The sequence below is a fragment of the Klebsiella sp. GB_Kp056 genome (assembly GCF_040064755.1).
In the GTDB taxonomy this organism is placed as follows: domain Bacteria; phylum Pseudomonadota; class Gammaproteobacteria; order Enterobacterales; family Enterobacteriaceae; genus Klebsiella; species Klebsiella quasipneumoniae.
In genome coordinates this window covers 22,565-47,709 of sequence record NZ_JBEAJA010000044.1, presented here as the reverse complement: position 1 = coordinate 47,709, position 25,145 = coordinate 22,565, and the positions used below count along the sequence as shown (strand labels likewise).

Genomic DNA, 25,145 nt, shown 5'->3' with positions numbered 1-25,145 from the left:
AGATGGGTATCTTTCAGCATGGCTAATTTGTTTGCCATTTTGAACCTGGGCAGTGCTCATACTGACAGCACTAATAACGCCTGGTGGGATAGGCTCTATGGAATTCCCCCGGGTTGCGGCGTAAACGCCTTACCCGGGCTACGGATTGCAGACGGCGGTGAACGTGTAGCCCGGCTAAGCGCAGCGCGAGCCGGGAAAAGGCTAACTACGCCAGCCGGCAGGCGTCCGCTTCCCAGCGGTAGCCAACCCCGTATACGGCGCGGATAAACGACTGTTCGGCGTCCAGCGCCTCCAGTTTGCGCCGCAGGTTCTTGATGTGGCTGTCGATGGTGCGGTCGGTCACTACCCGATAGTCGTCATACAGATGGTTGAGCAACTGTTCGCGGGAGAAGACCTTCCCCGGCTCCTGGGAGAGGGTTTTCAGCAGCCGGAACTCGGCGGGGGTGAGGTCCAGCAGCTTGTCGCGCCATGAGGCCTGAAAACGCCCCTCGTCGACAATCAGCGGGCTCTGGGCGTCCAGCGCCTGCAGGTCGCGCTGCGGCTTGCAGCGGCGGAGAATGGTTTTCACCCGGGCGACCACTTCCCGCGGGCTGTAGGGCTTGCAGATATAGTCGTCGGCGCCGATCTCCAGCCCCAGCAGGCGGTCGATCTCTTCGATTTTCGCCGTCACCATCACCACCGGAACGTCGGAGAAGCGGCGGATTTCACGGCATAGCGTCAGGCCGTCGGTGCCGGGCAGCATCAGATCCAGCAGGATCAGATCCGGCGGGGTCTGCCGAACGTAGGGCAGGACCTTGTCGCCATGGTTAATCAGCGTAGGGGCATAGCCGGCGGCCTGCAGATAATCAATCAGCAGCTGGCCGAGCTTGGGTTCATCTTCCACGATCAGAATGCGCGGGGTGTTTTCATCTACAGGCAATTCAGTCATACGTCTCTCGGTAAATCATGTTCCAGAGGTAACTCAACTTTAATGCTAACCCCGCCAAAAGGCGAATGGTCGGCGCGCAGGGTGCCGCCGTGGGTCGCTACGATATTGAGGCAAATCGCCAGCCCGAGGCCGGAGCCGCCGCTGGCGCGGTTGCGCGATCCTTCCGCCCGATAAAAGCGTTCGCACAGGCGGGCCAGCTGCTCGTCGCTGACCCCGGGGGCGCTGTCGGCGAAGTCGATCACCAGCATCCGTCCGCTGCGGCGGGCGGTAATGTGCAGGCTGCCGCCGCTGTCGGTATAGCGCAGGCTGTTCTCCAGCAGATTGTTGAAGAGCTGCATCAGGCGGTCGCGGTCGCCGAAGATCATCGCCTGCTCCGGGAGCGACACCTGAATGCTCAGCTGCCGGCCGGCGAAGCGCTCGCGAAACGCGCCTGCGGCCACCTCCAGCAGGGTGATGATATCCAGCGAGGTTTTCTGGTAGGCCAGCGCGCCCTCATCGGACATCGACAGCTGGTGAAGGTCGTCCACCAGCTTGGTGAGGGTGGCGACCTCGGCCTGCAGGGAGGGAATGGACTCAGGAGTGAAGCGCCGGACCCCGTCCTGAATCGCCTCCAGTTCGCCGCGCAGCACCGCCAGCGGGGTACGCAGTTCATGGGAGATGTCGGCCATCAGATCGCGACGCATCTGCTGGTTGCGCTCCAGGGTGCTGGCGAGCTGGTTAAAATCCTGCGCCAGGCGGCCGAGCTCATCGCCGCCGGTCACCGTCACGCGGGTGGAAAAGTCGCCCGCCGCCAGCTTATGGGTGCCTTCCACCAGCCGCTTCACCGGCGCCAGCAGGCCGCGGGCCAGCGGGAAGGTGGCCAGCGCGGCAAGCAGGGTGGCAAGGGCAACGATCAGCCAGCTGGTGCGCTTCTGCTGCCGGTCGAAGTTAATGTCGGTATTGCGGGTTAGCCTTTCCACCGGCGAGGCGATCACTCTGCCTACCTCCACGCCGTTGACCAAAATGCTGCGCTGGCTGCCGTCCTCCGGCACGCGCTCGCGGGGGCCCACCAGCACGCGGCCAGACTGATCGACCACCCAGAACATGGTGCGCCAGCCGTGGGGCGGCATTTCCGGCCTCGGGCGCGGGCCGTCAGGGGGGCCATCCGGCGGCGGCCCGTCCGGACCGGCGTCCGGCGCGTCCATCGCCCCCGGCTTCATGGCGTGCCCCGGCGGCGAGCGGTCGTCATTATCCCGTTCGAAGGTGCGCAGCAGCTGGAAGATAAAGCGGTCGTTGTTGCGCAGAAACGCCCAGCTGCCGTGCTGGGCATACTGCTCGCTCAGCGCGTCGCTGAGCATGGTTAACCGCTGCTCATTGCCGCGCTTGATGTAATCGATAAACCCGCGTTCGAAACTGATGCGCACCGCCCAGTGCATGCTGATCAGCAGCACGATGCAGGTGGCGAAAATAGCGAGGAACAGCTTGCCGGTAATGCCCGGGCGCCAAAATTTCACGATCCACTCCTGTTGCGTCGACGAATGACGGTATTACTGCCGACGTCATCCGGTACCCGGGAAAAGATGAGCGCTGGCAGGGCGATGATCGCCGCCATGCTCAGATAGGTATAGAGAAAGACCTGATGGGTGCCGGCGGCGTCGAGGCTCAGATGCTGCTGGCCATACAGCCCCAGCAGCAGCCCGGCGATGGTCACGCCAATACTCATCGACAACTGCATCACCATCGACAGCAGACTGTTGCCGCTGCTGGCCAGATCGTCGGGGAGATCTTTCAGGGTCAGGGTATTCATCGAGGAGAAGCGGCTGGCGTTGATCATCCCCTGCAGAAACAGGATCAGCGGCAGCACATAATACCAGCCCGCCAGGGCGCTAAACATAAACAGCAGGCTGACCGCCGCCAGCCCCAGAGTGCTGGCGACCAGCACCCGACGATAGCCGAAGCGGTTGACCACCTGGACCACGATCCGCTTCATCCCCATGCTGCCGAGCACCATCGGGATCATCATCAGCCCGGCGTGGAAGGGGCTAAAGCCGAGGCCGATCTGCAGAAACACCGGGGTCATAAACGGCAGCATGCCGCTGCCGATGCGCCCGGCGAAGCTGCCGCCGAGGCCAAGGGAGAAGGTGCGGTTGCGAAACAGGTTGAGGCTGAACAGCGCCCGGGCGTTACCGCGGGCATGCCACAGGTACAGCAGCAGGGCGGCGAGGCCGATGGCCACCAGTCCCGCCAGCCAGGCGGGGGAAATGCCGAGCCCTTTTTGGCCGTCCAGGGCCAGAGTCAGGGTCGCCATCCCGGCCGCCAGCAGCACAAAGCCGGCGAGATCGAAGCGCCGGGTCTGCATGGTGTAGTTGGGCATCAGGCAGAGGGTGGCGATGGCCCCGACGATCCCCACCGGGATGTTAATAAGGAAGATCCAGTGCCAGGAAGCGTACTCAACCAGCACCCCGCCCAGCGCCGGGCCGAGCAGGGGGCCGACCTGCCCCGGCAGGGTAACGAAGGTCATCGCCGCCATGTACTGATCGCGCGGGACGATCTTCATCACCGTCAGGCGGCCGACCGGCACCATCATTGCGCCGCCGACACCCTGCAGCACCCGGGCCATCACCAGCTGGTCGAGGGTGCTGGCCTGGGCGCAAAACAGCGATCCGGCGGTAAACAGCACGATGGCGGTAAAGAAAATATTGCGCACTCCGACCCGGTCGGCCAGCCAGCCGCTGGCCGGGAGCATCACCGCCACCGTCAGGACATAGGAGACGATGATCATATGCATATGCAGCGGACTCTCCCCGAGGCTTTTGGCCATCGAGGGGAGGGCGGTGTTGACGATGGTGGTGTCCAGCGACTGCATAAAGAAGCCGAACGCCACTATCCATAGCTGCCAGCGCACGCTGGCCGGGAGGTCTGTCATCTTATTCGCTTACCGGTTGAGTGGAATGACGCGAAAAACGCAGCCGCAAACGGTCAAAGAAAAGATAGACCACCGGCGTGGTGTAGAGCGTTAACAGCTGGCTCATCACCAGACCGCCGACGATGGTGATCCCCAGCGGCTGGCGCAGCTCGGAGCCGTCGCCGCCGGAGAGCACCAGCGGCAGGGCGCCGAACAGCGCGGCGAGGGTGGTCATCATAATCGGCCGGAAACGCAGCAGGCAGGCCTGGAAAATCGCCTCTTCCGGCGTCAGGTTGCCGGTGCGCTGCGCCTCAAGGGCAAAATCAACCATCATGATGGCGTTTTTCTTCACGATGCCAATTAATAACATGATCCCGATAAGGGCGATGAGGCTGAACGGGGCATCGAAAATCTCCAGCGCCAGCAGCGCGCCCACCCCGGCGGAGGGCAGCGTCGAAAGGATGGTCAACGGATGCACATAGCTCTCGTAGAGCATCCCCAGCACGATATAGACCGTGGCGATGGCCGCGAGGATCAGGATCACCTGCGCGTTCATGGTCTGCTGGAACACCTGAGCGGTACCGGCAAAGGAGCCGCGTACGGTGGACGGCACCCCGAGCTGGGTCATCGCGCGGTTAATCGCCTCGCTGGCTTCTGACAGCGAGCGGCCGGTGGGCAGGTTAAAGGAGATAGTGGACGCCGCCGACAGCCCCTGGTGGTTCACCGACAGCGGGGCGTTGGCCGGCTGCCATTTGGCGAAGTAGGCCAGCGGGATCGGCTTGCCCTCGCTGTTGATGACAAACATCTTATCCAGGGCGCTGACGTCCTGGGTATAGGCCGGGTCGACCTGCATCACCACTTTATACTGGTTCAGCGGCTGGTAGATGGTGGAGATCTGCCGCTGGCCGAAGGCGTTGTTCAGCAGGTTGTTGGCGTCCTGAACGCTGATGCCAAGGCGCGACATGGTATCCCGGTCATAGACCAGGTCCATTTCGGCGCCATTATCCTGCTGATCCGAGTTGACGTCCGCCAGCTCAGGCAGCGCCGCCAGCGCTTTGCGGATCTTCGGCTCCCATTCGCGCAGTGCCGACAGGTCATCGGACAGCAGGGTGTACTGATAGCTGGCGTTCGACTGCCGGCCGCCGACGCGGATATCCTGCACCGCCATCAGGAACAGATTGGCCCCGGGCTCGTTGGCCAGCTTTTTGCGCAGCCGGTCGATCACCTGCTGCGCCGTCTCGTGGCGCTGGTCGCGCGGCTTGAGGGTGATAAACATCATCCCGCTGTTGACCCGCGAGCCGCCGGTAAACCCGGTGACGTTATCCACCGCCGGATCTTCGCGAATGATCTGCATAAAGTCCTGCAGCTTGCCGCGCATCGCCTGGAAGGAGATGCTCTGGTCGGCCTGAATGCCGCCCATCAGCACCCCGGTGTCCTGCTCCGGGAAGAAGGTTTTCGGGATCGAGATATAGAGCCAGACGCTGAGGGCGATGGTGCCCAGCACCACCAGGCCGGTCAGGCGGCTGTGCTTCAGCACCCATTTTAACGACTTACCATAGCCGCCCTGCATGGCCACCAGCAGGCGGCCAAAGCCGCGGTTGCGCGTCGGCTGGTGGGGTTTGCCGCTTTTCAGCAGCCAGCCGCACATCATCGGCGTCAGGGTGAGGGAGACCGCCAGCGAGATGCCGATCGCCACCGACAGGGTGACGGCGAACTCGCGCAGCAGGCGGCCGGGCAGGCCGCCCATCAGCAGCAGCGGCAAAAACACCGCCACCAGCGACAGGCTCATCGACAGGACGGTAAAGCCGACCTCGCGGCTCCCCTGCAGCGCCGCCTGCAGCGGTTTCATCCCCGCCTCCAGATGGCGGGAGATATTCTCCAGCACCACGATGGCGTCATCCACCACGAAGCCGGTGGCAATGGTCAGCGCCATCAGCGACAGGTTGTTAAGGCTGAAGCCGCACAGGTACATGGCGGCGAAGGTACCGATTAAGGAAACCGGAACCGCCACCGCCGGGATCAGCGTCGCGCGCCCGGAGCGCAGGAAGAGGAAGACCACCAGGATCACCAGCGCCACCGAGATCACCAGCGTCTGCTCCACCTCCTCCAGCGAGGCGCGAATAGTCGGCGAGCGGTCCTGGGCGATCTGCAGATCGATGGCCGCCGGAATGGTCTGCTGCAGCTCCGGCAGGCGGGCGCGGATGCTGTCCACCGTCTGGATGATATTGGCTTCCGGCAGTTTGCGGATCATCAGCAGGATCGCCGGTTTGGCGTTGGTCATCCCGGCGTTGCGCACGTCCTGCACCGAATCCGAGACGGTGGCGACATCCCCCAGCCGCACCGCGGCGCCGTTCTGGTAGTGGACGATCAGCGGCTGATAGTCGGCGGCGGTCTTCAGCTCATCGTTGGTCTGCACCTGCCAGCGGTGGGCGCTGTCCTCCAGCGCTCCCTGCGGTTTGCGCACGTTAGCGTCGCTGATGGCGGTGCGCACCGCGTCCAGCGACACGCCCTGGTTAAACAGCGCCTGCGGGTTGAGGTCGACGCGCACCGCCGGCAGGGAGCTGCCGCCGACGTCGACATCGCCGACGCCGTCGATCTGCGCGATGGTCTGCGCCAGCTGGGTGGAGGCGAAATCATACAGCTCACCCTGGGAGTAGGTGTCCGAGGTCAGCGTCAGGATCATGATCGGCGCATCCGACGGGTTGGCTTTGCGGTAGGTCGGCCGGCTGGGCATCCCGCTCGGCAGCAGGCTTTGCGCGGCGTTGATCGCCGCCTGGACGTCGCGCGCCGCGCCGTTGATATCGCGGTCGAAGTTAAACTCGAGAATGATGCGGGTGCTGCCCAGCGAGCTGGAGGAGGTCATCTCATTGACCCCGGCAATCCGCCCCAGGGAGCGCTCCAGCGGGGTGGCCACCGACGAAGCCATGGTCTCCGGCGAGGCTCCCGGCAGCGAGGCGCTGACCATGATCACCGGGAAATCCACCTGCGGCAGCGGGGCCACCGGCAGCAGCCGGAAGCCGAGAATGCCGCACAGGGTGATGGCCAGCGAGATGAGGATCGTCGCCACCGGGCGGTAAATGAAGAGGGCGAAAAACTTCACTTACGCCTCCTCTTCCTGACGCGGGAAGCGACGCTTCAGATACAGCGACAGGCGGTCGAACAGCAGGTAGATCACCGGGGTGGTGAACAGGGTCAGCACCTGGCTGAGCATCAGACCGCCGACCATGCCGATCCCCAGCGGACGCCGCAGCTCGGCGCCGACGCCGGTGCTCAGCATCAGCGGCAGGGCGCCGAGCAGGGCGGCGAGGGTGGTCATCAGGATCGGGCGAAAACGCAGCAGACAGGCCTGATAGATCGCCTCCCGCGGCGGCATGCCCTGCTCGCGCTCGGCGGCCAGCGCGAAGTCGATCATCATGATGGCGTTCTTCTTCACGATGCCGATCAGCAGAATAATGCCGATGATGGCGATCACGTCCAGCTCGCTGCCCGCCAGCCACAGCGCCAGCAGCGCCCCGACCCCGGCGGTGGGCAGGGTGGAGAGAATGGTGATCGGATGGATAAAGCTCTCATACAGTACCCCCAGCACGATATACATCGCCACTACCGCGGCCACGACCAGCCAGACGGTGCTGCCGAGCGCCGACTGGAAGGCCAGCGAGCTGCCCTGGAACTGGGTGCGGATATCGGTCGGGAAATCCAGCGACTGTTCGGCGGCGAGGATCGCCTCTACCGCTTCGCCGAGCGAATAGTTGTCCGGCACGTTAAACGAGATGGTGGTCACCGGGAACTGATCGAGGTGGTTCACCGACAGCGGGGTAAAGCGCTGCTCCACCGTGGCGATGGCGGTCAGCGGCACAATGCCGCCGTCGCTGCTGGTCAGGCGGATATTATCCAGCGCCGCCAGGCCCGGCGTCGCTTCGGTATCCTGCTCAAGCACCACGCGATACTGATTCGCCTGGGTGTAAATGGTGGAGATCAGCCGCTGGCCGAAGGCGTTGTACAGCGCGTTATCGACGTCCGCCATCGAGATGCCGAGGCGGCTGGCGCTGTCCCGGTCCACCTTGATGTAGGCGGCCAGGCCTTTGTCCTGCCAGTCGCTGCTGACGTCGGCCAGCTGCGGCTGAGCCTGCAGGCGGCTGAGCAGCGGCGGCACCCAGGTGCTCAACGCCTCGAGGGAGTTCGCCTGCAGTGTGAACTGGTACTGGGTGCGGCTCACCGTGGTGTCGATGGTCAGATCCTGGGTCGGCTGCAGATAGAGCGCCACGCCGGGGACGCCGGCCACCGCCTGCTGCAGACGGCTAATCACCGTCTGAACGCGGTCGTCGCGTTCATCCAGCGGCTTGAGGTTGATCTGCAGGCGGGCGCTGTTCAGCGCCGGGTTGGTGCCGTCGACGCCGACAAACGAGGTCAGGCTCTCCACCGCCGGATCCTTGAGGATAATGTCGGAAACCTGCTGCTGGCGCTGGGCCATGCTGGCGAAGGAGACCGACTGCGGCGCCTGGAGGGTGCCCTGGATAATGCCGTTATCCTGAATCGGGAAGAAGCCTTTGGGAATAAAGATCCACAGCAGGATCGACAGCGCCAGGGTGCTCAGGGCGACGCCGAGCGTCAGCCACGGATGGTTCAGCACCCGGCTCAGCCAGCGGCCATAGACGGCGATCACCCGGTCGAAGAAGCGCTCGCTGGCCCGCGAGAAGCGGTTCTGCTTGCGCAGCGATTCGTGGCTTAACATGCGGGCACACATCATCGGCGTCAGGGTCAGGGAGACCACCGCCGAGATAAGAATAGCGACGGCAAGGGTTACAGCGAATTCACGGAACAGGCGGCCGACGATATCGCCCATAAACAGCAGCGGGATCAGCACCGCGATCAGCGAGAAGGTGAGGGAGATAATGGTGAAGCCAATTTCCCCTGCGCCTTTCAGCGCGGCGGCCAGCGGTTTCTCGCCTTTTTCGATATAGCGCGAGATGTTCTCGATCACCACGATGGCGTCATCCACCACAAAGCCGGTGGCGATGGTCAGGGCCATCAGCGTCAGGTTGTTGATGGAGAAGTCGAGGAACACCATCACCGCGAAGGTGCCCACCAGCGACAGCGGCACCGCGACGCCGGGAATAATGGTCGCCGGGACGTTGCGCAGGAACAGATAGATGATCATCACCACCAGGGCGATGGCCAGCATCAGCTCAAACTGCGTGTCGCGCACCGAGGCGCGAATATTGGTGGTCCGGTCGGAAAGAACCTGCACCTTCACCGATTTTGGCAGGCTCTCGGTGAGCTGCGGCAGCATCTGGCGAATGCTGTCGGCGGTGTCAATAATGTTGGCCCCCGGCTGACGCTGGACGTTCATCACGATGGCCCGCTGCTGGTTGGCCCACGCCCCCAGCCAGCTGTTCTCTGCGCCTTGTTCGACGCTGGCGACGTCGCCAAGGCGGATCGGCGCCCCGTTCTGATAAGCGATAATCAGCCGGCGGTAATCCTCAGCGGACTGCATCTGATCGTTAGCGGAAAGCGTCACCGCGCGGGCCGGGCCGTCGAGGCTGCCTTTCGCCGAGTTGACGTTGGCGCTGGTGATGGCGGTGCGCACGGTTTCGCTGGTCAGGCCGAGGGCGGCGATGGCCTGGGCGTTCAGCTTGACCCGCACCGCCGGGCGCTGGCCGCCGGCGAGGGTCACCAGACCGACGCCGGAAACCTGAGAAATCTTCTGCGCCACCCGGGTCTCCACCATATCCTCCACCTGGGTCATCGGAATGGCCGAGGAGGTGACGGCGAGGGTCATGATCGGCGGATCCGCCGGGTTAACCTTGCTGTAGACCGGCGGGTTGGGCAGATCGCTCGGCAGCAGGTTGGTGGCGGCGTTAATGGCCGCCTGCACTTCCTGCTCGGCGACGTCCAGCGGCAGGGTCAGCTGGAACTGGAGCGTGACGACCGAGGCGCCGCCGGAGCTTTGGGAGGACATCTGCTTAAGGCCGGACATCTGGCCGAACTGGCGCTCCAGCGGGGCGGTGATGGCGGAGGTCACCACGTCCGGGCTGGCGCCCGGATAGAGGGTGACCACCTGGATGGTCGGGTAATCGACCTCCGGCAGGGCGGAGACCGGCAGAAAACGGTAGCCGATAATCCCGGCCAGCAGGATCGCCACCATCAGCAGCGTGGTGGCCACCGGACGCATAATAAATAGCCGGGACGGGCCGCCGGTGCGGCCTGGGGGTAACACCTGCATCAGGAACGCGCTCCGTGTTTACCGCTCTGGCGCGGGGCGGGCTGCGCCTGCTCGCCGCTGCTGGCGGTGACAACTTCCACTTTCGCCCCTTCGGTCAGGCGGTCAATCCCGTCGGTGACCACGCGATCCCCGGCGGAAAGCCCGGCGCTGATCACCACTTTCTGGCTGTCCTGAATCCCCGGAGTGACGCTGTGTTTGCTGACCTTATTCTCATCGTTCAGCACCCATACAAAATGCCCTTCGTTGCCCATCTGCAGGGCGGCGGCAGGGATCACCACCGCGTTCTGCTGGGTATCCACCAGCAGGCGGGCGTTAACGAACTGGTTGGGGAACAGGGCGTCGTCCAGATTGCTAAACCGCGCCTTCAGCTTGATGGTCCCGGTGGTCGCATCGATCTGGTTGTCGAGGCTCAGCAGCTCCCCGACGCTGATTTTCTGCTTATTGGTGCGGTCCCAGGCTTCGACGCTGAGCGCTTTGCCCGCTTTCTGCGCCTGCACCACCGTGGCGATGGTGCTTTCCGGCAGGGTAAAGACCACGTCGATCGGGTGCGTCTGGGTGAGAACCACAATCCCGGTGGTATCCCCGCTGGAAATCTGGTTGCCGATATCCACCTGCTTTAAGCCGACGCGGCCGTCAATCGGCGCGGTGATGCGCGTCCAGTCGAGCTGCAGCTGGGCGCTGGCGACGGCCGCTTCATCGGCCTTCACGGTGCCGGCGGATTCCACCACCAGCGACTGCTGGGTGTCGAGCTCCTGGCGGGAGACGAGGTTGGTTTTCACCAGCTGCTGGTAACGGGCCAGATCGCGGCGGGCGTTGGCCAGGGTGGCGTTATCTTTCGCCAGCTGACCCTGCGCCTGGGCGAGGGCCACCTTAAACTGGCTGGGGTCGATCTGCGCCAGCAGATCGCCGGCTTTGACCTGCTGCCCCTCCTGGAAGTGAAGGCTCAGCAGCTGGCCGTCGACCCGGCTGCGGACGGTAACGGTATTGGCCGCCGTCACGGTACCCAGCCCGGTAAGATAGCGCGGCACCGCTTGTTCGGTCGCGGTGGCGGCCTGCACCGGCGCCAGCGCGCCGCCAAAGCGACCATGGCGCGCGCCGCCCGGCCCCTGCGGACCCTGCTCGGCGGCGGGCGTCCCGCTGCCGCTCGTTCCACGATCGTGCCAGAACCAGTAGGCGGTCCCGGCGATAATCACTACCGCCAGCGCGGCGCCCCAACGACGTATGTTACTGCCTTTCATTAGTTTACGGTCTCATCCTGAAGCGTTTCGCTGAATGATACTAGTTTAGTGAGAGAAGGGGCCGTAAAAATGGAGGAATTATGAAAAGAAGGTTGAGAAATGTCTGGATAACGGCGGCGATGGCGGGCGGTCTCGCCGCCGATTTCCGGGGTGATATCAACTTTTAGTTTAAAAAAGTAAAAAATAGTTGTATCCGCAAGGGCTTTAATTAGATTTATGCGGTGAATAAATCAGTGCATTTCCATAATAATAAAATATGCACTTAAAAATCAACGTGTTGAATAATCAGGGGTCATTGCTGTGGCAAACGCAAACAAACTCACGCTCTTCATCGTCATTTTTATGCTGATGGGGATCCTCTCCGGCGCGGCTATCCATGCCTACGCGACGCCGACCACCATCTCCGCATGGGCAGACAACATCACGCTGCTGACCGATCTGTTTCTGCGCTTAATCAAAATGGTCATCGCGCCGTTGGTGTTCAGCACCCTGACGGTCGGTATTATGCGCCTCGGCGAGACGGCGACCATTGGCCGGGTGGGCGGTAAGGCGATGGTGTGGTTTATCACCTCGTCGGTATTGTCCATTCTCGTCGGGCTGGTGATCGTCACCTTCCAGCACCCGGGCGCCGGGCTAAACCTGACGGTACCGAAAGAGGCGGTGGATACCGGCCTGGCGGTCAGCGGCATGACCCTGAAAGGGTTCCTGTCGCATACCATACCCACCAGCATCACCGAGGCGATGGCCAACAACGAGATCCTGCAGATCGTGGTGTTCTCGATGTTCTTTGGCATCGCCGGCGCGTCGCTGGGGGAGAAGTTTAATGCGCCGCTGGTGGCGGCTCTTAACGTGGTGTCGCACATTATGCTGAAGGTGACGGGCTATGTGATGTACGTTGCGCCGCTGGCCATCTTCGCCGCCATCTCGTCGGTGATTGCCTCGCAGGGGCTGGGAATTTTGCTCAACTACGCTTCGTTCATTGGCGGTTATTACCTGGCGGTGCTGCTGACCAGCGCGGTGCTGATTGCCGTCGGCTATATGGTGCTCAAGAAAGAGGTCTTCCGCCTGCTGAACATGCTGAAAGATCCGGTGCTGGTGGCTTTTACCACCAGCAGCTCGGAAGCGGCCTATCCGAAGACCCTCGAGCGGCTGGTGAAGTTTGGCTGTTCGCGAAATATCGTCTCGTTCGTCCTGCCGATTGGTTACTCATTTAACCTCGTCGGCTCGATGGTTTACTGCTCCTTCGCCGCGATGTTTATCGCTCAGGCCTATAACGTGTCGCTGAGCTTCAGCGAGATGACGGTCATGATGCTGACCCTGATGCTGGCCTCAAAAGGCATCGCCGGGGTGCCGCGCTCGGCGCTGGTGGTGCTGGCGGCCACCATTCCCAGCTTCCATATTCCGGTTGCCGGGATCCTGCTGCTGATGGGCATCGACCACTTCCTCGATATGGGTCGCTCCGCCATCAACGTGCTGGGCAATGGCATCGCCACCGCCATGCTGTCGAAAAATGAAGGTCTGCTCACCGACGAGGAAGCGCAGCCGGACTGGGAAGCGGAGAAAGTGGAAGCCTGATCCTGCCGCGCCCTCGCGCAGAGGGCGCCATTCCACATGGAAAAAAAGACCCCTGACAGGCACGTCAGGGGCAATGTGACGAAGTATCAGTTTTCCTCGTAAATAGTCTTTTTTCTTATATAAAGGCGCGCGGTAACGTCTTTATACCGAGGAAGCGTCAGAGTTTAACGTTATGTCTGGCAGCGCTGGCGCTTTTTTAGCATTCAGCGGCTATTTTCAGATTTCCGACAATATAGCCAGGTGAAAATCTTATTTTCTTCTGCACGCTATTTGCCTACCAGCGCTCACGTAACAGATTCATAAACTGGAAAAAGTCGTGGTTATTATTCAGGCTGTATTTTTCCATAATCTTATTCTTATGATAAGCGGCGGTGCGGGGGCTGACGCGCTGCAGGGCGGCGATTTTACTCATATCGAGACCTTCGAGAATACCGTGCACCACGGCGGTCTGGGAGCGCGACAGCACGCGATGCGGGCAGCAGGCGCAGCTGAGCTCCCGGCCCGCGTCGTCGGTGGCCGAAGGCGCCATACAATGCTGGAGCTCGCTTTTAATAATCGTCAGCAGTTGCGGAATACTGGCCGTCTTGAGCGAGACAAAAATGACCCCTTTCAGGCAGTTAATCATGAAATCCTCTTCCGGCAGCTGGTCGTAGCTGTGGAGGATAATCAGCGAACTGCCTTTTTTCCTGTTTTTAATCAGCGTATTGCACAGGTAGATTTCGCCGGGGATCACTTCGCAAATGATGATGTCTTCCCCTGACAGGTCATTATTCCGCCAGGAAAAGCGTGCCCGCTGATCGCCCCGGGTGAGGTCATTGACCATGGCGACCAGCGATTCACGGACAAAGGTGTTACGGGTATTGATGGTGACATTAATGTTTCTCATGGCGTTATTTCCTTACGCAAAAACATAACGCCATGCTGTGACACATCCTCCGGGCGTATGCGGTGTGTTGACTGTATTAAAGTACCTGCAATATGTTTTTATTATTCTAAAGTGAATTATTTACGACGCGTCGAACGCTTATCGTTAAAGGTAAATTTTACCCGTTTCCTGTCTTTCAGATAGGAAATAAAACTGTATACAGAGATGCTGAAGAAAAAAATGCATAGCAATAAAACTAACCACGTTTGCATGGCCATCGTTTTTACCTTGGTTGTGTTGCATGGTGTCATAATTTGCCGCGAACGGCTAATACGTTTTGTTATATGTTTTTCTGTCCGCTGAAAATCATACGTCATCATCCTTATGTGGTAGCACTATAAGAAAGTTCTTAAGGTCATCGTCAGTCTCATTCCTCTCATTTCTCTCAGAAAATGAGAAAAATTAACACTTGCGAGTCATTCATATCCAGCACGGCCGCCGACATGCCCCGTCCATCAGGAGATAAAGGCCAGCCCCTTGCCAAAGATGGCGCGTACGGGCAGGTGGATCCCCTGCTGGCGAGCCTTGTGGCGCAGGCGGCTAACCACCACGTCGATGCGGTGCAGGTCAGGCTCGCTTTCATGGGCGAACAGGCAGGCATGGAGATCCAGCTTGCTGCACACTTCGTTGCGATTGCGCATTAAGAGTTCCACCAGGCGATATTCCTGCTGGGTTAACTCCAGCGTCCGGGCGTCGGGTGAGATCAGTTTATCTTCGTGCAGACGCCACAGCCCGGTGGCGGGGGGAGAGACGGCGCTGGCCGTCTCCGGCGGCGGGGAGGCCGCCGGGCGATCCTGCCGCAGGCGGGCGCCGAGGGCGGTCAGGGTCTCCGCGAGGTGGGCGAAGTTAACCGGCTTGATCAGGTAAGCATCCGCCCCGAGGCTCAGCGCCTGCAGTTTATCCTGCTGCTGGCCGCGGGCGCTGACCACCACCAGACCGTAGTGGCCCAGCTCATGCAGGTAGCTCAGCACGCTGAAGCCATCCTCGCCGGGCAGACCGATATCTATCAGCACGATGTCCACCGGATGGCTGTGCAGCTGCCGCCAGAAGGCTTCGGCGCTGCACGTCCCCCAGACCTCGAAGCCGCGATAGCCCAGCCAGGCCAGCAGTTCATCCAGCAGATCGGGGTTATCTTCAATTATCGCCAGCCGTAAAGCCATGCGTCGTTCTCCTCTTAAGCAACCGTGGGGAGGGTGAGAATAAAGGTGCAGCCGTCCGGGCCATGCTCGGCCAGCCACAGTTTGCCATCATGAGCCTGCACGATCTGGCGCGCAACATACAGTCCGAGACCGGTGCCGCCCGGCACTGGCGATGTATGTTCTCCGCGCCGATAGCGCTCAAAGATCAGTTCCGCCTGCCCGGCGGGGAGGCCAGGACCGTAGTCGCGAATGCGCAGCTCTGTTTGTCCGGCATCGGCGTGAATATCGATGGTGATTTCGCCCGGCGGCGAATACTTGACCGCGTTATCCAGCAGGTTGGCGATGGCGATGCACAGCAGGCCGGCGTCGGCCTGTAGCTGCGGGCTTTCCACCGCGCCGTGATGGCGAATGTTCAGGTAATGGTCATGGGAGATAGCCACTACCGAGGCCGCCATAGTGATCACCGTCAGCAGGGCGGTCTGCTGGCGGTCGACGTGCAGATCGTGGGAAGCGAGGCGGGCGTCGGCGAGGCAGTTATCGGTGAGCTGCACCAGACGGGTGGCGGCGCGGCCGATGCGATCGAAGCGCGCCTCCTGGCTGTCCGACGCCGCCGAGAGGCGGAGATTCTCCAGCGCGGCCTGGATCACCGCCAGCGGGGTGCGGAATTCATGCGCCACCATGCCCATAAACTGCCGCTGGTGGAAGCTGGCCTCGCGCTCGATCTGCAGCTCGCGCGCCAGGCGCTGCTTCTGCTCCAGCTGGCGGTTTTCAGCCCGTACCCGCAGGATGGCAATGATCAGCACCGTAATGATGTGGACGATCAGCGCATACTGCCAGAGGGAATAGATCGCCATATGAAACGGGATAATACCGTGGATCGACAGCTGCACCAGCACCGCGGCGGCGACATAGAACGGCGGCAGGAGCCCCAGCAGGAGGGTGTTGCGGTCGATAGCTTTTTTGCGCCACAGCCACCAGGAGGTGAACAGCAGCACCGGAGTGATAATGATAAAGATCACCCCTTCAATCTGCATGGCGAGGCCGTAAAACCCCAGCGGAATGCTGACCTGCAGCAGCAGGTTGAGCGCCACGGCGGCGATCAGCAGCCGGTAAAGCCGCGGCATATTTTTCTTCAAATCAAATATCTCGCTGTGCAGCCACAGGGCGGTGGCATAGCTGAACAGGGAGAGGCTGCTGATCATAAAGTCCTGGAAGGGCAGCGCGGCGCGGCCGAAGAACCACTCCGGGAAGCCGTGCAGGGCGGCTACCAGCGGATAATTGAGCGAGAAGAAGCAGATGCCCCACAGCAGACGCCGGCGCAGGGCCAGGGCCAGCCATAGCGCCACGCCGGTGGCGACCGCCGCGAGGCCAAAATAGAAGCTCCAGAAGGCGGTATCGGCGGTGGCCCGCTGCAGATAGGCCTGCGGAGAAGAGAGGGAGGCCAGCAGGATCAGGGTGCTGGTGCTCTGCAGGCGAAAGACCATCTCATAGCCGGCGGCGGTGGGCGGCGGAGGGAGGATCAGCACGCTTTCCCGATAGTGGAGATCGCTCTCCCGGGCCAGGTCACGGTCGCCAAAGGTCCGCGCGGTCCACGGCGCGTCGCTGCCCAGTGGCCGGTAATAGAGAGTCAGGTGGTCGACGAAAGAGGGACCAATCTGCAGCCAGCGCGACTCGCCGGCAAACCAATCACCCGGCAGCTCGCTGCGCAGCCACAGGGTTTTGCGTGAATAGCCGAAGGAGGGGATTTGCCGGGTGGTGGCGAGCTGGTCCACGGGCAGGTCGGCAAAGCGATCGATGGTCATCTGGCCGCTGTCGTCCGCGTACCATTCGACGGGGATATCTGTTCCCAGTTGTCGGGGCGCCGACTGCGCCTGCGGGGCGATCAGCAGCAAGAGCAATCCGCAGCTGACCAGCCAGCCTGCCAGGAACCGCGGCCGGCAACGCCGGACCGCTGCGAAGATCGCAGACACCCTTTTCAATCACGCCCCCTTGCGGCATGCAAAGATTACTGACCGCAGACGACTGGCTACGGTATGGATAATACGCCCCCGGAAGCGGAGGAAAGTGGACAGGCCTGTCCGGACGAACAGGCCATTTTGCGTGGGAGACCAGGAATATTCCAGCGTAATCTGCAGCGCCGCGATCAGGACAGACCTGCTGCGCGGCAGCGCCGGGCAAGGGCTAGCGGAAAACCACCTGCGCCCAGCGGGCCAGCCCGGCGGTTACTGAGCCAAAATCATCGCCACCGGCCAGCGGAATACCCGGGAGCTTGGCCGCCAGCGCCTTTTTGATCAGCGGTGAGCGGGCGCTACCGCCGGTCAGATAGATCACGTCCGGGGTGGTCTGGCTGCTGTCGAGGGCAAGCTGCACCTGTTCCATAATGCGGCTCAGCGGCTGATCCAGCGCCGCTTCCAGCCCCTGCCGGGCGATGGCGGTGGCCAGCTCGTCCTGAATAAACGGCAGCGCGGTCTCGACGCTGTCCGCGCTGGAGAGGGCGATTTTGCTCTCTTCGGCGCTGCGCACCAGGCGATAGCTCAGGCGCTGACGCCAGACCTTCAGCAGCAGGGCCACTTTATCGGCATCCCGGGCGCTGCGCAGCAGGTCGTTAAGCAGACGGCCATTGGCGGTGCTGTAGAAGTCGCTCTGCGCCGGGACGTCGTTGATCGCCACCGCGTTCCACCACGGAAGGATCGGCAGCGCGGTGCCTTTCTCCGTTTCGCCACCCATGCCGAGCAGGGGCATCAGGCATTTGAAGGCCAGGGCAATATCGAGGTCGTTACCGCCGATGCGGCAGCCGCTGTGGCCGAGCAGGCTCTGCTGGCGGTCGGCGCGCTCCCGCCACTGCGGGCCCATCAGCAGCAGGGAGCAGTCGGTGGTCCCGCCGCCGATATCGACGACCAGCACCCGCTTCTCTTCACTGAGGGTGGCTTCGAAATCCAGCCCGGCGGCCACCGGTTCAAACTGGAAGACCACATCGCGGAAACCGGCGCGAAGTGCGGCCCGCTCAAGGATCCCCTGCGCCTGGGCGTTGGCTTCGTCGCCGCCGAGGCCCTGGAAGTTGATCGGCCGGCCTATCACCGCCTGGTCGATCTGCTCGGGCAGCTGGCTTTCCGCCTGCAGCTTGATGTGCAACATCATGGCGCAGACCAGGTCTTCAAACAGGGCCACCTGCTGCGGCTTGAGGCCGCTGGCGCCGAGGAAGGACTTTGGCGATTTGACGAAGTAGACCTCTTCCGGATCTTCAACATACTGATGCAGGGAGGCGAGGCCGAACTGCACGCTGTTGCGCAGCACCTCAATGTCTTCGTCGCGGTTGGCGGCGATGGCCCGGCGCAGTAGCGCCTGGTTTTCGTCGCTGTGGGTCGGCACCTCGTGATGGCGATAGAGCCACTCGCTGACCGCTTCGCGCGTCGGCGCGCAGAGCATGGAGGGCAGCAGCGCGCTGCCGTTTTCCAGCGTCAACAGCTGGGGCTTGTTTTCCCGCATCACGGCCACCGAACAGTTGGCGGTGCCGTAGTCAAAACCAATAAACATCGTCTGCAAAATCCCCATGCCGGTGAAGAAGGGGGGCGACTTTAGCGGATCGCCGTCATGCCGACAACCGGAATTTAAAAGCAAGGCGCTGACGGTGAAGGGCGACTATCATTGAAACGCTATATAAAGGAGAGCTTATGGTGCTGTTACCCTGGACCCCGCCCTACGACTGGGGGTGGATGGTTGGTTTTCTGCAGGCGCGCGCAGTCGCCGGCGTCGAGCGTTTTCATGACGGAGGCTTCAGCCGCAGCTTTCGCGTAGCAGGCCACGGCGGGCTGATTCATCTGGCGCCGGACGAGGAGGCGCAGGGCCTGCGGGTGACGCTCTCCCCGGGGCTGCAGCCGGTGGCGGAGATCTGCTATGCGCGAATTGGCCAGCTGTTTGATCTGACCTGCGACCCGCAGCAGGTCGCTCGCACGCTGGGCGACCTGGCGCAGGCGCGGCCGGGGCTGCGCCTGCCCGGGGCGCTGGACGCTTTCGAACAGGCGGTGCGCGCGGTGCTCGGCCAGCTGGTGAGCGTGGCGATGGCCGCCCGGCTCACCGCCAAAGTGGCGGCCGGCTGGGGCGAACCGCTGGCGGACGCCCCCGGCTATGTTCTATTCCCCACGCCGGAGGCGCTTTCCCGGGCCGATCCGCAGGCGCTGAAGGCGCTGGGGATGCCGCTTCGCCGCGCGGAGGCGCTGATCCACCTCGCCCGGGCGGCGCTCAGCGGCGAGCTGCCCCTGACCGCGCCGGCGGATATCGACGCCGGGCTGCGTCAATTGCAGACTTTGCCCGGGATTGGCCGCTGGACGGCCAGTTATTTTGCCCTGCGCGGCTGGCAGGCGAAGGATATCTTTTTGCCGGACGACTACCTGATTAAACAGCGCTTTCCGGGAATGACCCCGGCCGCCATCGCCCGCTATGCTCGCCGCTGGCAGCCGATGCGATCTTATGCGCTGTTGCATATCTGGTATACCGATGACTGGGCGCCGGCGGCGGAATAGCCGTCCGGGGCGCATACCACTGGTATCGGGGCGCTGAAATCCCTATAATTGCCGCGTTTGGCGGTCCGCCGCCACCCTCCATCTCTATCCAGGTTAATCAGGTCGCAAAAATTTATGACTGATATGTCCCATCAGTGCGTCATTGTAGGCATCGCCGGCGCATCGGCTTCTGGCAAAAGTCTTATTGCCAGTACTCTCTATCGCGAATTGCGTGAACAAGTTGGCGACGAACATATTGGCGTCATTCCGGAAGACAGCTATTACAAAGATCAAAGCCATCTGTCGATGGAAGAGCGCGTCAAAACTAACTATGACCACCCGAGCTCAATGGACCACAGTCTGTTGTTCCAGCACCTGCAGATGCTGAAAAGCGGCCAGCCGATTGAACTGCCGGTCTACAGCTACGTCGAGCATACCCGCACGCCGAACACCATTCACGTCGAGCCGAAGAAGGTGATTATTCTCGAAGGGATCCTGCTGCTGACCGATGCGCGCCTGCGTAACGAGCTCAACTTCTCTATTTTCGTCGACACCCCGCTCGATATTTGCCTGATGCGCCGCATTAAGCGCGACGTTAACGAGCGCGGCCGCTCCATGGACTCGGTGATGGCCCAGTATCAGAAGACCGTGCGTCCGATGTTCCTGCAGTTTATTGAGCCGTCGAAGCAGTATGCCGACATCATCGTGCCGCGTGGCGGCAAAAACCGCATCGCGATTGATATTCTGAAGGCCAAAATCAGTCAGTTCTTTGAATAACCTGGCCGAATTGTGTAACGTGCAAAGAGTAGCCCTGTTGCCCTCTCCGCCGCGAAGCGTGCGGGAAGCAGCCTTATAAGGAGAAAGCCCATGCGTCTGTGTGACCGAGATATTGAAGCCTGGTTGGATGAAGGGCGACTGGCCATCAATCCGCGCCCGCCCGTTGAGCGTATTAATGGCGCGACGGTTGATGTACGGCTGGGTAATAAATTCCGCACCTTCCGCGGCCACACGGCGCCGTTTATCGATTTAAGCGGCCCGAAGGCGGAGGTGAGCGCCGCGCTGGACCGCGTGATGAGCGAAGAGATCGTTCTGCCGGAAGGGGAGGCCTTTTTCCTGCATCCGGGCGAACTGGCGCTGGCGGTGACCTATGAGTCGGTCACCCTGCCTGCCGACCTGGTGGGCTGGCTTGACGGGCGCTCCTCGCTGGCGCGCCTGGGGCTGATGGTGCACGTGACCGCGCACCGCATCGACCCGGGCTGGTCCGGCTGCATCGTGCTGGAATTCTACAACTCCGGCAAGCTGCCGCTGGCGCTGCGCCCGGGGATGCCCATCGGCGCGCTGAGCTTTGAACCATTATCGGGCCCGGCGGCCCGGCCATATAACCGCCGTGAAGACGCCAAATATCGCGACCAGCAGGGCGCGGTGGCGAGCCGAATCGACAAGGATTGATAACGTCAACGGGGTGTTGCTGAGGGTGCCATGAGACGAATACTGACAACGCTGATGATCCTGCTGGCGGTCATTGTCGCCGGGCTTACCTCGTTGGTATTGCTGGTCAATCCCAACGATTTTCGCGCCTATATGGTGCATGAGGTGGCAGAGCGCAGCGGTTATCAGCTTGAACTCGATGGCCCGCTGCGCTGGCACGTCTGGCCGCAGCTCAGCATTCTCAGCGGGCGCATGACGCTGACCGCCAGAGGCGCTGAAGAGCCGGTGATCCGCGCCGACAACATGCGCCTCGACGTGGCGCTGCTGCCGCTGCTTTCGCACCAGCTGCAGGTGAAGCAGGTGATGCTCAAGGGGGCGGTGATCCAGCTGACCCCGAAAACCGAGGCGGTTCGCGACAGCGCGGCGCCGGTGGTGCCGCATGACAACACCCTGCCGCTGGCCCCGGAGGACCGCGGATGGTCCTACGACGTGCGCCAGCTGCAGGTGGCCGACAGCGTGCTCTTCTTCCAGCATGAAAACGGCGAGCAGGTGACGGTGCGCGATATCCGCCTGCAGATGGAGCAGGATGAGAACCACCGGGCCACCGTCGATTTCTCCGGCCGCGTCAACCGCGACCAGCGCGACCTGGCGCTGAACTTCTCCGCCACCGTGCAGGGCGGCGACTATCCGCATTCGTTAAAAGCCGACTTTAGCCAGCTCAGCTGGCAGCTGCGCGGCGCCGAGCTGCCCCCCGACGGCATCAATGGTCAGGGGAGCCTGCAGGCCAGCTGGCAGGAAGATAGCAAGACCCTGCGCTTTGATAATCTGAACCTGATGGCCAGCGGCAGCACCCTCACCGGCAACGGCAGCGTGGTGCTGGGAGAGCGCCCGGACTGGTCATTGGATCTGCACGCCACCACCCTGAATCTCGACAGTCTGCTGGCGTCCTCTTCGCCGGCGACCGACAGCAGCGCCAGCCAGCAGGGCCAGAGCCAGACGCGCCCGCTGCGTCCGGTGATCGCCGACAGCGATGAGCGCGAAGATTACCAGAGCCTGCGCGGCTTTACCGGCCGGATGGCCCTGAGCGCCGACCAGCTGCAGTGGCGCGGCCTGAACTTCACCCAGGTGCAGAGCGAGATCAGCAATCAGCAGGGGCTGCTGACGGTCAGCAAAATGCAGGGTAATCTCGACGGCGGCCAGCTTTCCCTCCCCGGCACCCTTGATGCCCGCGGCGACACGCCGCAGGCGACGTTCCAGCCGGCGCTGCAGAACGTGGAGATCGGTTCGCTGATCAAAGCCTTCAACTATTCCTTAAGCCTGACCGGCAAGCTGTCGCTGACCGGCGAGTTTTCCGGAGCGCGCATTGACGCGGATGATTTCCGCCGTCGCTGGCAGGGCCAGGCGCAGATCCAGATGACGGATACCCGTACCGAAGGGCTTAACTTCCAGCAGCTGGTGCAGCAGGCCGTGGAGCGCAGCACCAACGTCCGGGCACAGGAAAATTACGACAACGCCACCCGGCTGGATGCCGTGAGCAGCCAGCTGACGCTGGATAACGGGCTGGTGACGCTGAACCGCGTGCAGGGGCAGTCCGACGTGATGGCGATGACCGGCGAAGGACAGCTCGATCTGCAGAAAGAGAACTGCGATATGCGCTTTAACGTGCGCGTGCTCGGCGGCTGGAAAGGTGAGGGCAAGCTTATCGACCGCCTGAAGCAGACCGCCATCCCGCTGCGCATCTACGGCGACTGGCAGTCGCTGAGCTACAGCCTGCAGGTGGACCAGATCCTGCGTAAACAGCTGCAGGATGAAGCGAAGCAGCGCCTCAACGACTGGGTCGAACGTAATAAAGGCAGCAAAGAGAGCAAAGACGCTAAAAAGCTGCTCGATAAGCTGTAATCGTCCAGACCAGCAGCCCGGGACTACCGGGCTGTGAGCGTGTCGTCAAAGTGTGATGTCACATTGATGCCGGGCGGCGGCTACGCCTGACCCCGCCTGGGTTGTGCGGTAGGGGGAATCCCCCGGTTTGTGTCGCCATCCCATAGGCCTGATAAGCGAAGCGCCATCAGGCATGGGTTTGATTAGCCGTCTCACCGCCCGGGATACCCCGGGCCGTTTTATGCCTGACGATTACACCTCATAATCCAGCTCATCCTGCTTTGCCGGCGGAACGATCTGCACCTTTTGCACCCGATGGCTGTCGACCTGCAGCGTGCGTAGGGTATAACCGTCAATCTCAATGGTTTCTCCCACCTGCGGCACATGCTGCAGATACTCCATCAGCAGACCGGCAACAGTGTGGTACTCACGTTTATCATCCAGCGGCAGCGGAACATACTGCACCAGATCCTCCAGCGGCATATGGCCGTTAACCGTCCACGAACCGTCCGGATGGTGCTGAATATCGTGCCGGGCGTCGATCTCCTCCACCTCGTTGGGCAGATTGCCGGCAATGGTCTCCATCACGTCGCTCAGGGTCACAATCCCCTCGACGGAGCCAAACTCATCCACCACAAAGGCAAAATGGGTACGGGCCTGACGAAACTGCTCAAGGGCGGAGAGGAGCGGTAACCCCTCCGGAAAGACCAGCGGCTGGCGCACCAGCGCCTGCAGATCCAGCGGCTCCTGGCGCAGGGACTGCTGGAGCAGGTCGATAACATGCACCACCCCCAGCAGGTCTTCATTATCCTTTCCGCCGGTGACCACCAGGCGGGTGTGCTGATTTTTTTCCACCAGGCTGCGGATCTCTTCCTCCGGCGCGCTGAGATCGATGCGCTCGATATCATGGCGGGAGGTCATAATACTGCTGACGGTGCGCTGATTCAGGTTCAGCACCCGCTCAATCATCAACCGTTCCTGCGGATTAAACAGCGGATGATGATCCTGATCGGCGACCAGCGACGCCGTGTCAGCATCCAGTTCAGCTTTTTCTTTCTGCCCGCTCAAAAGATTCATTACCGCCTCGGTAGTGCGCTGACGCAGCGTCATATTGGCGGAGAGAAAGCGACGGCGGTTAAACAGCGCCAGCTGGTTAAGGGCTTCAATCATCACCGAGAAGCCAATTGCCGCATATAAATAGCCTTTCGGGATAATAAAGCTGAAGCCTTCAGCAATCAGACTGAAGCCGATCATCAGCAGGAAGCTCAGACAGAGGATGACAATGGTCGGGTGGCTGTTAACGAAGCGCGTCAGCGCCTTGCTGGCCATCAGCATCAGGCTGATGGCGATGATCACCGCGGCCATCATCACCGCCAGGTGGTCGACCATGCCGACCGCGGTGATCACCGAGTCGAGCGAGAAGATAGCGTCGAGCACCACGATCTGCGCCACCACGGCCCAGAATTTCGCCCCTCTGCGCTGGGTGGGATTATCGCTGTCCTTCCCCTCCAGCCGTTCGTTGAGTTCGACTGTAGCTTTAAACAGCAGGAATAAGCCGCCGAACAGCATAATTAAATCGCGGGCGCTGAAGCTGAAGTCGTGAAAAACAATCAGCGGTTTGGTCAGGGTCACCAGCCAGGAGATAGAGGCCAGCAGCAGCAGACGCATGACCATTGCCAGCAGCAGACCGGTGATACGAGCGCGGTCGCGCTGGGCGGGCGGCAGCTTTTCGGCGAGGATAGCGATGAAAACCAGGTTATCGATACCCAACACCAGTTCGATAACCACCAGCGTGACGAGACCTGCCCAGATTGACGGATCGGCAATCCATTCCATATGTATTAAAACCTGTACGACTGCGGTATGTGTTACCCCGATCATGGATAAGATGGGTATAAAATGCAATAACGACGCGGATAACGCCCTGCCATGGGTGGATATATTTCCAGCAGATTAAGCGAACCGATAAGAATTATGTTCCGGTAAAGAACAGTGAAAAAATAACACTATGGCGGTTGTCTGGAATAAGCGGGCCAATATCAGAACGTCTGCCGCTGGGTTTCCGCCAGGGCGCAAAAGCGGCGCTGTGCCACCGCTCATCGCAGCGAGAGGTGATGCCCACGCCATGGGGGAAGAGCGAAATTCCTCGCAAAATCGGCATAATTCAGCTCATAAAGGGGGCGCAGAATAGGGCGGCTCCTGGTTTTATTCCGCCGATTATGGCTTGTATAGCGACCTGTCCAGCGGTAAATGCTGAAATATATTGCATGGATAAATTTATTATCTATACCTATTCTTTGCGGGCATAGGTGCGGCACGGCAGCCCTGGCGTGCTGGCGCGCCCTGTGGACGGGGATTTCGGCCACTTTGCACGGCGCAGAGAAACGCGCCGCTGAATAACCTGATCGAGAATAAGATTATTCTCACT

17 protein-coding genes are annotated in these 25,145 nt (G+C 61.6%); 5 read left to right on the top strand and 12 right to left on the bottom strand.

All coding sequences use genetic code 11. The annotated features are described in order from the left end of the window. Window positions 1-205: 205 nt before the first annotated feature. The 6 genes from baeR to ABLV52_RS10575 are packed head-to-tail and all read right to left on the bottom strand — an operon-like array spanning window position 206 to window position 11,273. Entirely contained in the window at window positions 206-928 is a 723-nt protein-coding gene (gene baeR, locus ABLV52_RS10600) for a two-component system response regulator BaeR (protein ID WP_023290397.1), read from the bottom strand. Beyond that, window positions 925-2,421, bottom strand: coding sequence for a two-component system sensor histidine kinase BaeS (baeS, locus tag ABLV52_RS10595; RefSeq protein ID WP_348890350.1), 1,497 nt, complete (start codon window positions 2,419-2,421; stop codon window positions 925-927). The genes baeR and baeS overlap by 4 nt, the downstream gene beginning before the upstream one ends. Next, window positions 2,418-3,833: an MFS transporter gene (locus ABLV52_RS10590; protein WP_086076036.1), complete on the bottom strand. Its 1,416-nt coding sequence runs from the start codon at window positions 3,831-3,833 to the stop codon at window positions 2,418-2,420. The genes baeS and ABLV52_RS10590 overlap by 4 nt, the downstream gene beginning before the upstream one ends. Window position 3,834: 1 nt before the next feature. Continuing rightward, window positions 3,835-6,912, bottom strand: a complete 3,078-nt coding sequence (gene mdtC, locus ABLV52_RS10585) for a multidrug efflux RND transporter permease subunit MdtC (RefSeq protein ID WP_032453476.1) — start codon at window positions 6,910-6,912, stop codon at window positions 3,835-3,837. Further along, on the bottom strand, window positions 6,913-10,035 hold the full coding sequence (locus ABLV52_RS10580) for an MdtB/MuxB family multidrug efflux RND transporter permease subunit (RefSeq protein WP_050533161.1): 3,123 nt from the start codon (window positions 10,033-10,035) through the stop codon (window positions 6,913-6,915). Then, window positions 10,035-11,273, bottom strand: coding sequence for an MdtA/MuxA family multidrug efflux RND transporter periplasmic adaptor subunit (locus tag ABLV52_RS10575; RefSeq protein WP_348890349.1), 1,239 nt, complete (start codon window positions 11,271-11,273; stop codon window positions 10,035-10,037). The genes ABLV52_RS10580 and ABLV52_RS10575 overlap by 1 nt, the downstream gene beginning before the upstream one ends. 300 nt (window positions 11,274-11,573) lie before the next feature. On the opposite strand from ABLV52_RS10575, the gene ABLV52_RS10570 reads away from it, so the two are divergent. Further along, window positions 11,574-12,848: a dicarboxylate/amino acid:cation symporter gene (locus tag ABLV52_RS10570; protein ID WP_032453470.1), complete on the top strand. Its 1,275-nt coding sequence runs from the start codon at window positions 11,574-11,576 to the stop codon at window positions 12,846-12,848. 274 nt (window positions 12,849-13,122) lie between these two features. On the opposite strand, the gene ABLV52_RS10565 is transcribed toward ABLV52_RS10570, so the two are convergent. From ABLV52_RS10565 to yegD, 5 genes are all read right to left on the bottom strand, one after another. Continuing rightward, complete coding sequence (locus tag ABLV52_RS10565) at window positions 13,123-13,734, bottom strand: transcriptional regulator (protein ID WP_348890348.1); 612 nt, start codon at window positions 13,732-13,734, stop codon at window positions 13,123-13,125. Window positions 13,735-13,850: 116 nt separating this feature from the next. Next, entirely contained in the window at window positions 13,851-13,991 is a 141-nt protein-coding gene (locus tag ABLV52_RS10560; protein ID WP_032453469.1) for a small membrane protein, read from the bottom strand. Between the two features lie 237 nt (window positions 13,992-14,228). Further along, window positions 14,229-14,933 carry a response regulator transcription factor gene (locus ABLV52_RS10555; RefSeq protein ID WP_109547121.1) on the bottom strand — a complete coding sequence of 235 codons (705 nt, stop codon included), beginning with the start codon at window positions 14,931-14,933 and terminating at the stop codon, window positions 14,229-14,231. Between the two features lie 14 nt (window positions 14,934-14,947). After that, a complete protein-coding gene (locus tag ABLV52_RS10550) occupies window positions 14,948-16,804 on the bottom strand; it encodes a sensor histidine kinase (protein WP_348890359.1) in 1,857 nt (618 codons plus the stop codon). Window positions 16,805-17,093: 289 nt separating this feature from the next. After that, window positions 17,094-18,446, bottom strand: coding sequence for a molecular chaperone (gene yegD / locus ABLV52_RS10545; RefSeq protein ID WP_023290387.1), 1,353 nt, complete (start codon window positions 18,444-18,446; stop codon window positions 17,094-17,096). A gap of 137 nt (window positions 18,447-18,583) precedes the next feature. Here yegD and alkA point away from each other — a divergent pair, with 137 nt between their 5' ends. The 4 genes from alkA to asmA all read left to right on the top strand — a co-directional run bounded on the left by alkA (window position 18,584) and on the right by asmA (window position 22,738). Continuing rightward, the gene (alkA, locus tag ABLV52_RS10540; RefSeq protein WP_348890347.1) at window positions 18,584-19,432 is read left to right on the top strand and encodes a DNA-3-methyladenine glycosylase 2; all 849 of its coding nucleotides are present in this window, start codon (window positions 18,584-18,586) and stop codon (window positions 19,430-19,432) included. Between the two features lie 114 nt (window positions 19,433-19,546). Beyond that, complete coding sequence (udk, locus tag ABLV52_RS10535) at window positions 19,547-20,188, top strand: uridine kinase (RefSeq protein ID WP_002912442.1); 642 nt, start codon at window positions 19,547-19,549, stop codon at window positions 20,186-20,188. A gap of 90 nt (window positions 20,189-20,278) precedes the next feature. Then, window positions 20,279-20,860 (top strand): dCTP deaminase, encoded by a 582-nt coding sequence (dcd, locus tag ABLV52_RS10530; RefSeq protein WP_004151145.1) that lies wholly within the window; start codon window positions 20,279-20,281, stop codon window positions 20,858-20,860. A 30-nt stretch (window positions 20,861-20,890) separates the two neighbouring features. Beyond that, complete coding sequence (gene asmA / locus ABLV52_RS10525) at window positions 20,891-22,738, top strand: outer membrane assembly protein AsmA (RefSeq protein WP_101995039.1); 1,848 nt, start codon at window positions 20,891-20,893, stop codon at window positions 22,736-22,738. 231 nt (window positions 22,739-22,969) lie between these two features. Here the strand turns inward: asmA and ABLV52_RS10520 are convergent, their stop codons facing one another. Continuing rightward, window positions 22,970-24,553 carry a TerC family protein gene (locus tag ABLV52_RS10520; RefSeq protein ID WP_348890346.1) on the bottom strand — a complete coding sequence of 528 codons (1,584 nt, stop codon included), beginning with the start codon at window positions 24,551-24,553 and terminating at the stop codon, window positions 22,970-22,972. Window positions 24,554-25,145 lie beyond the last annotated feature (592 nt).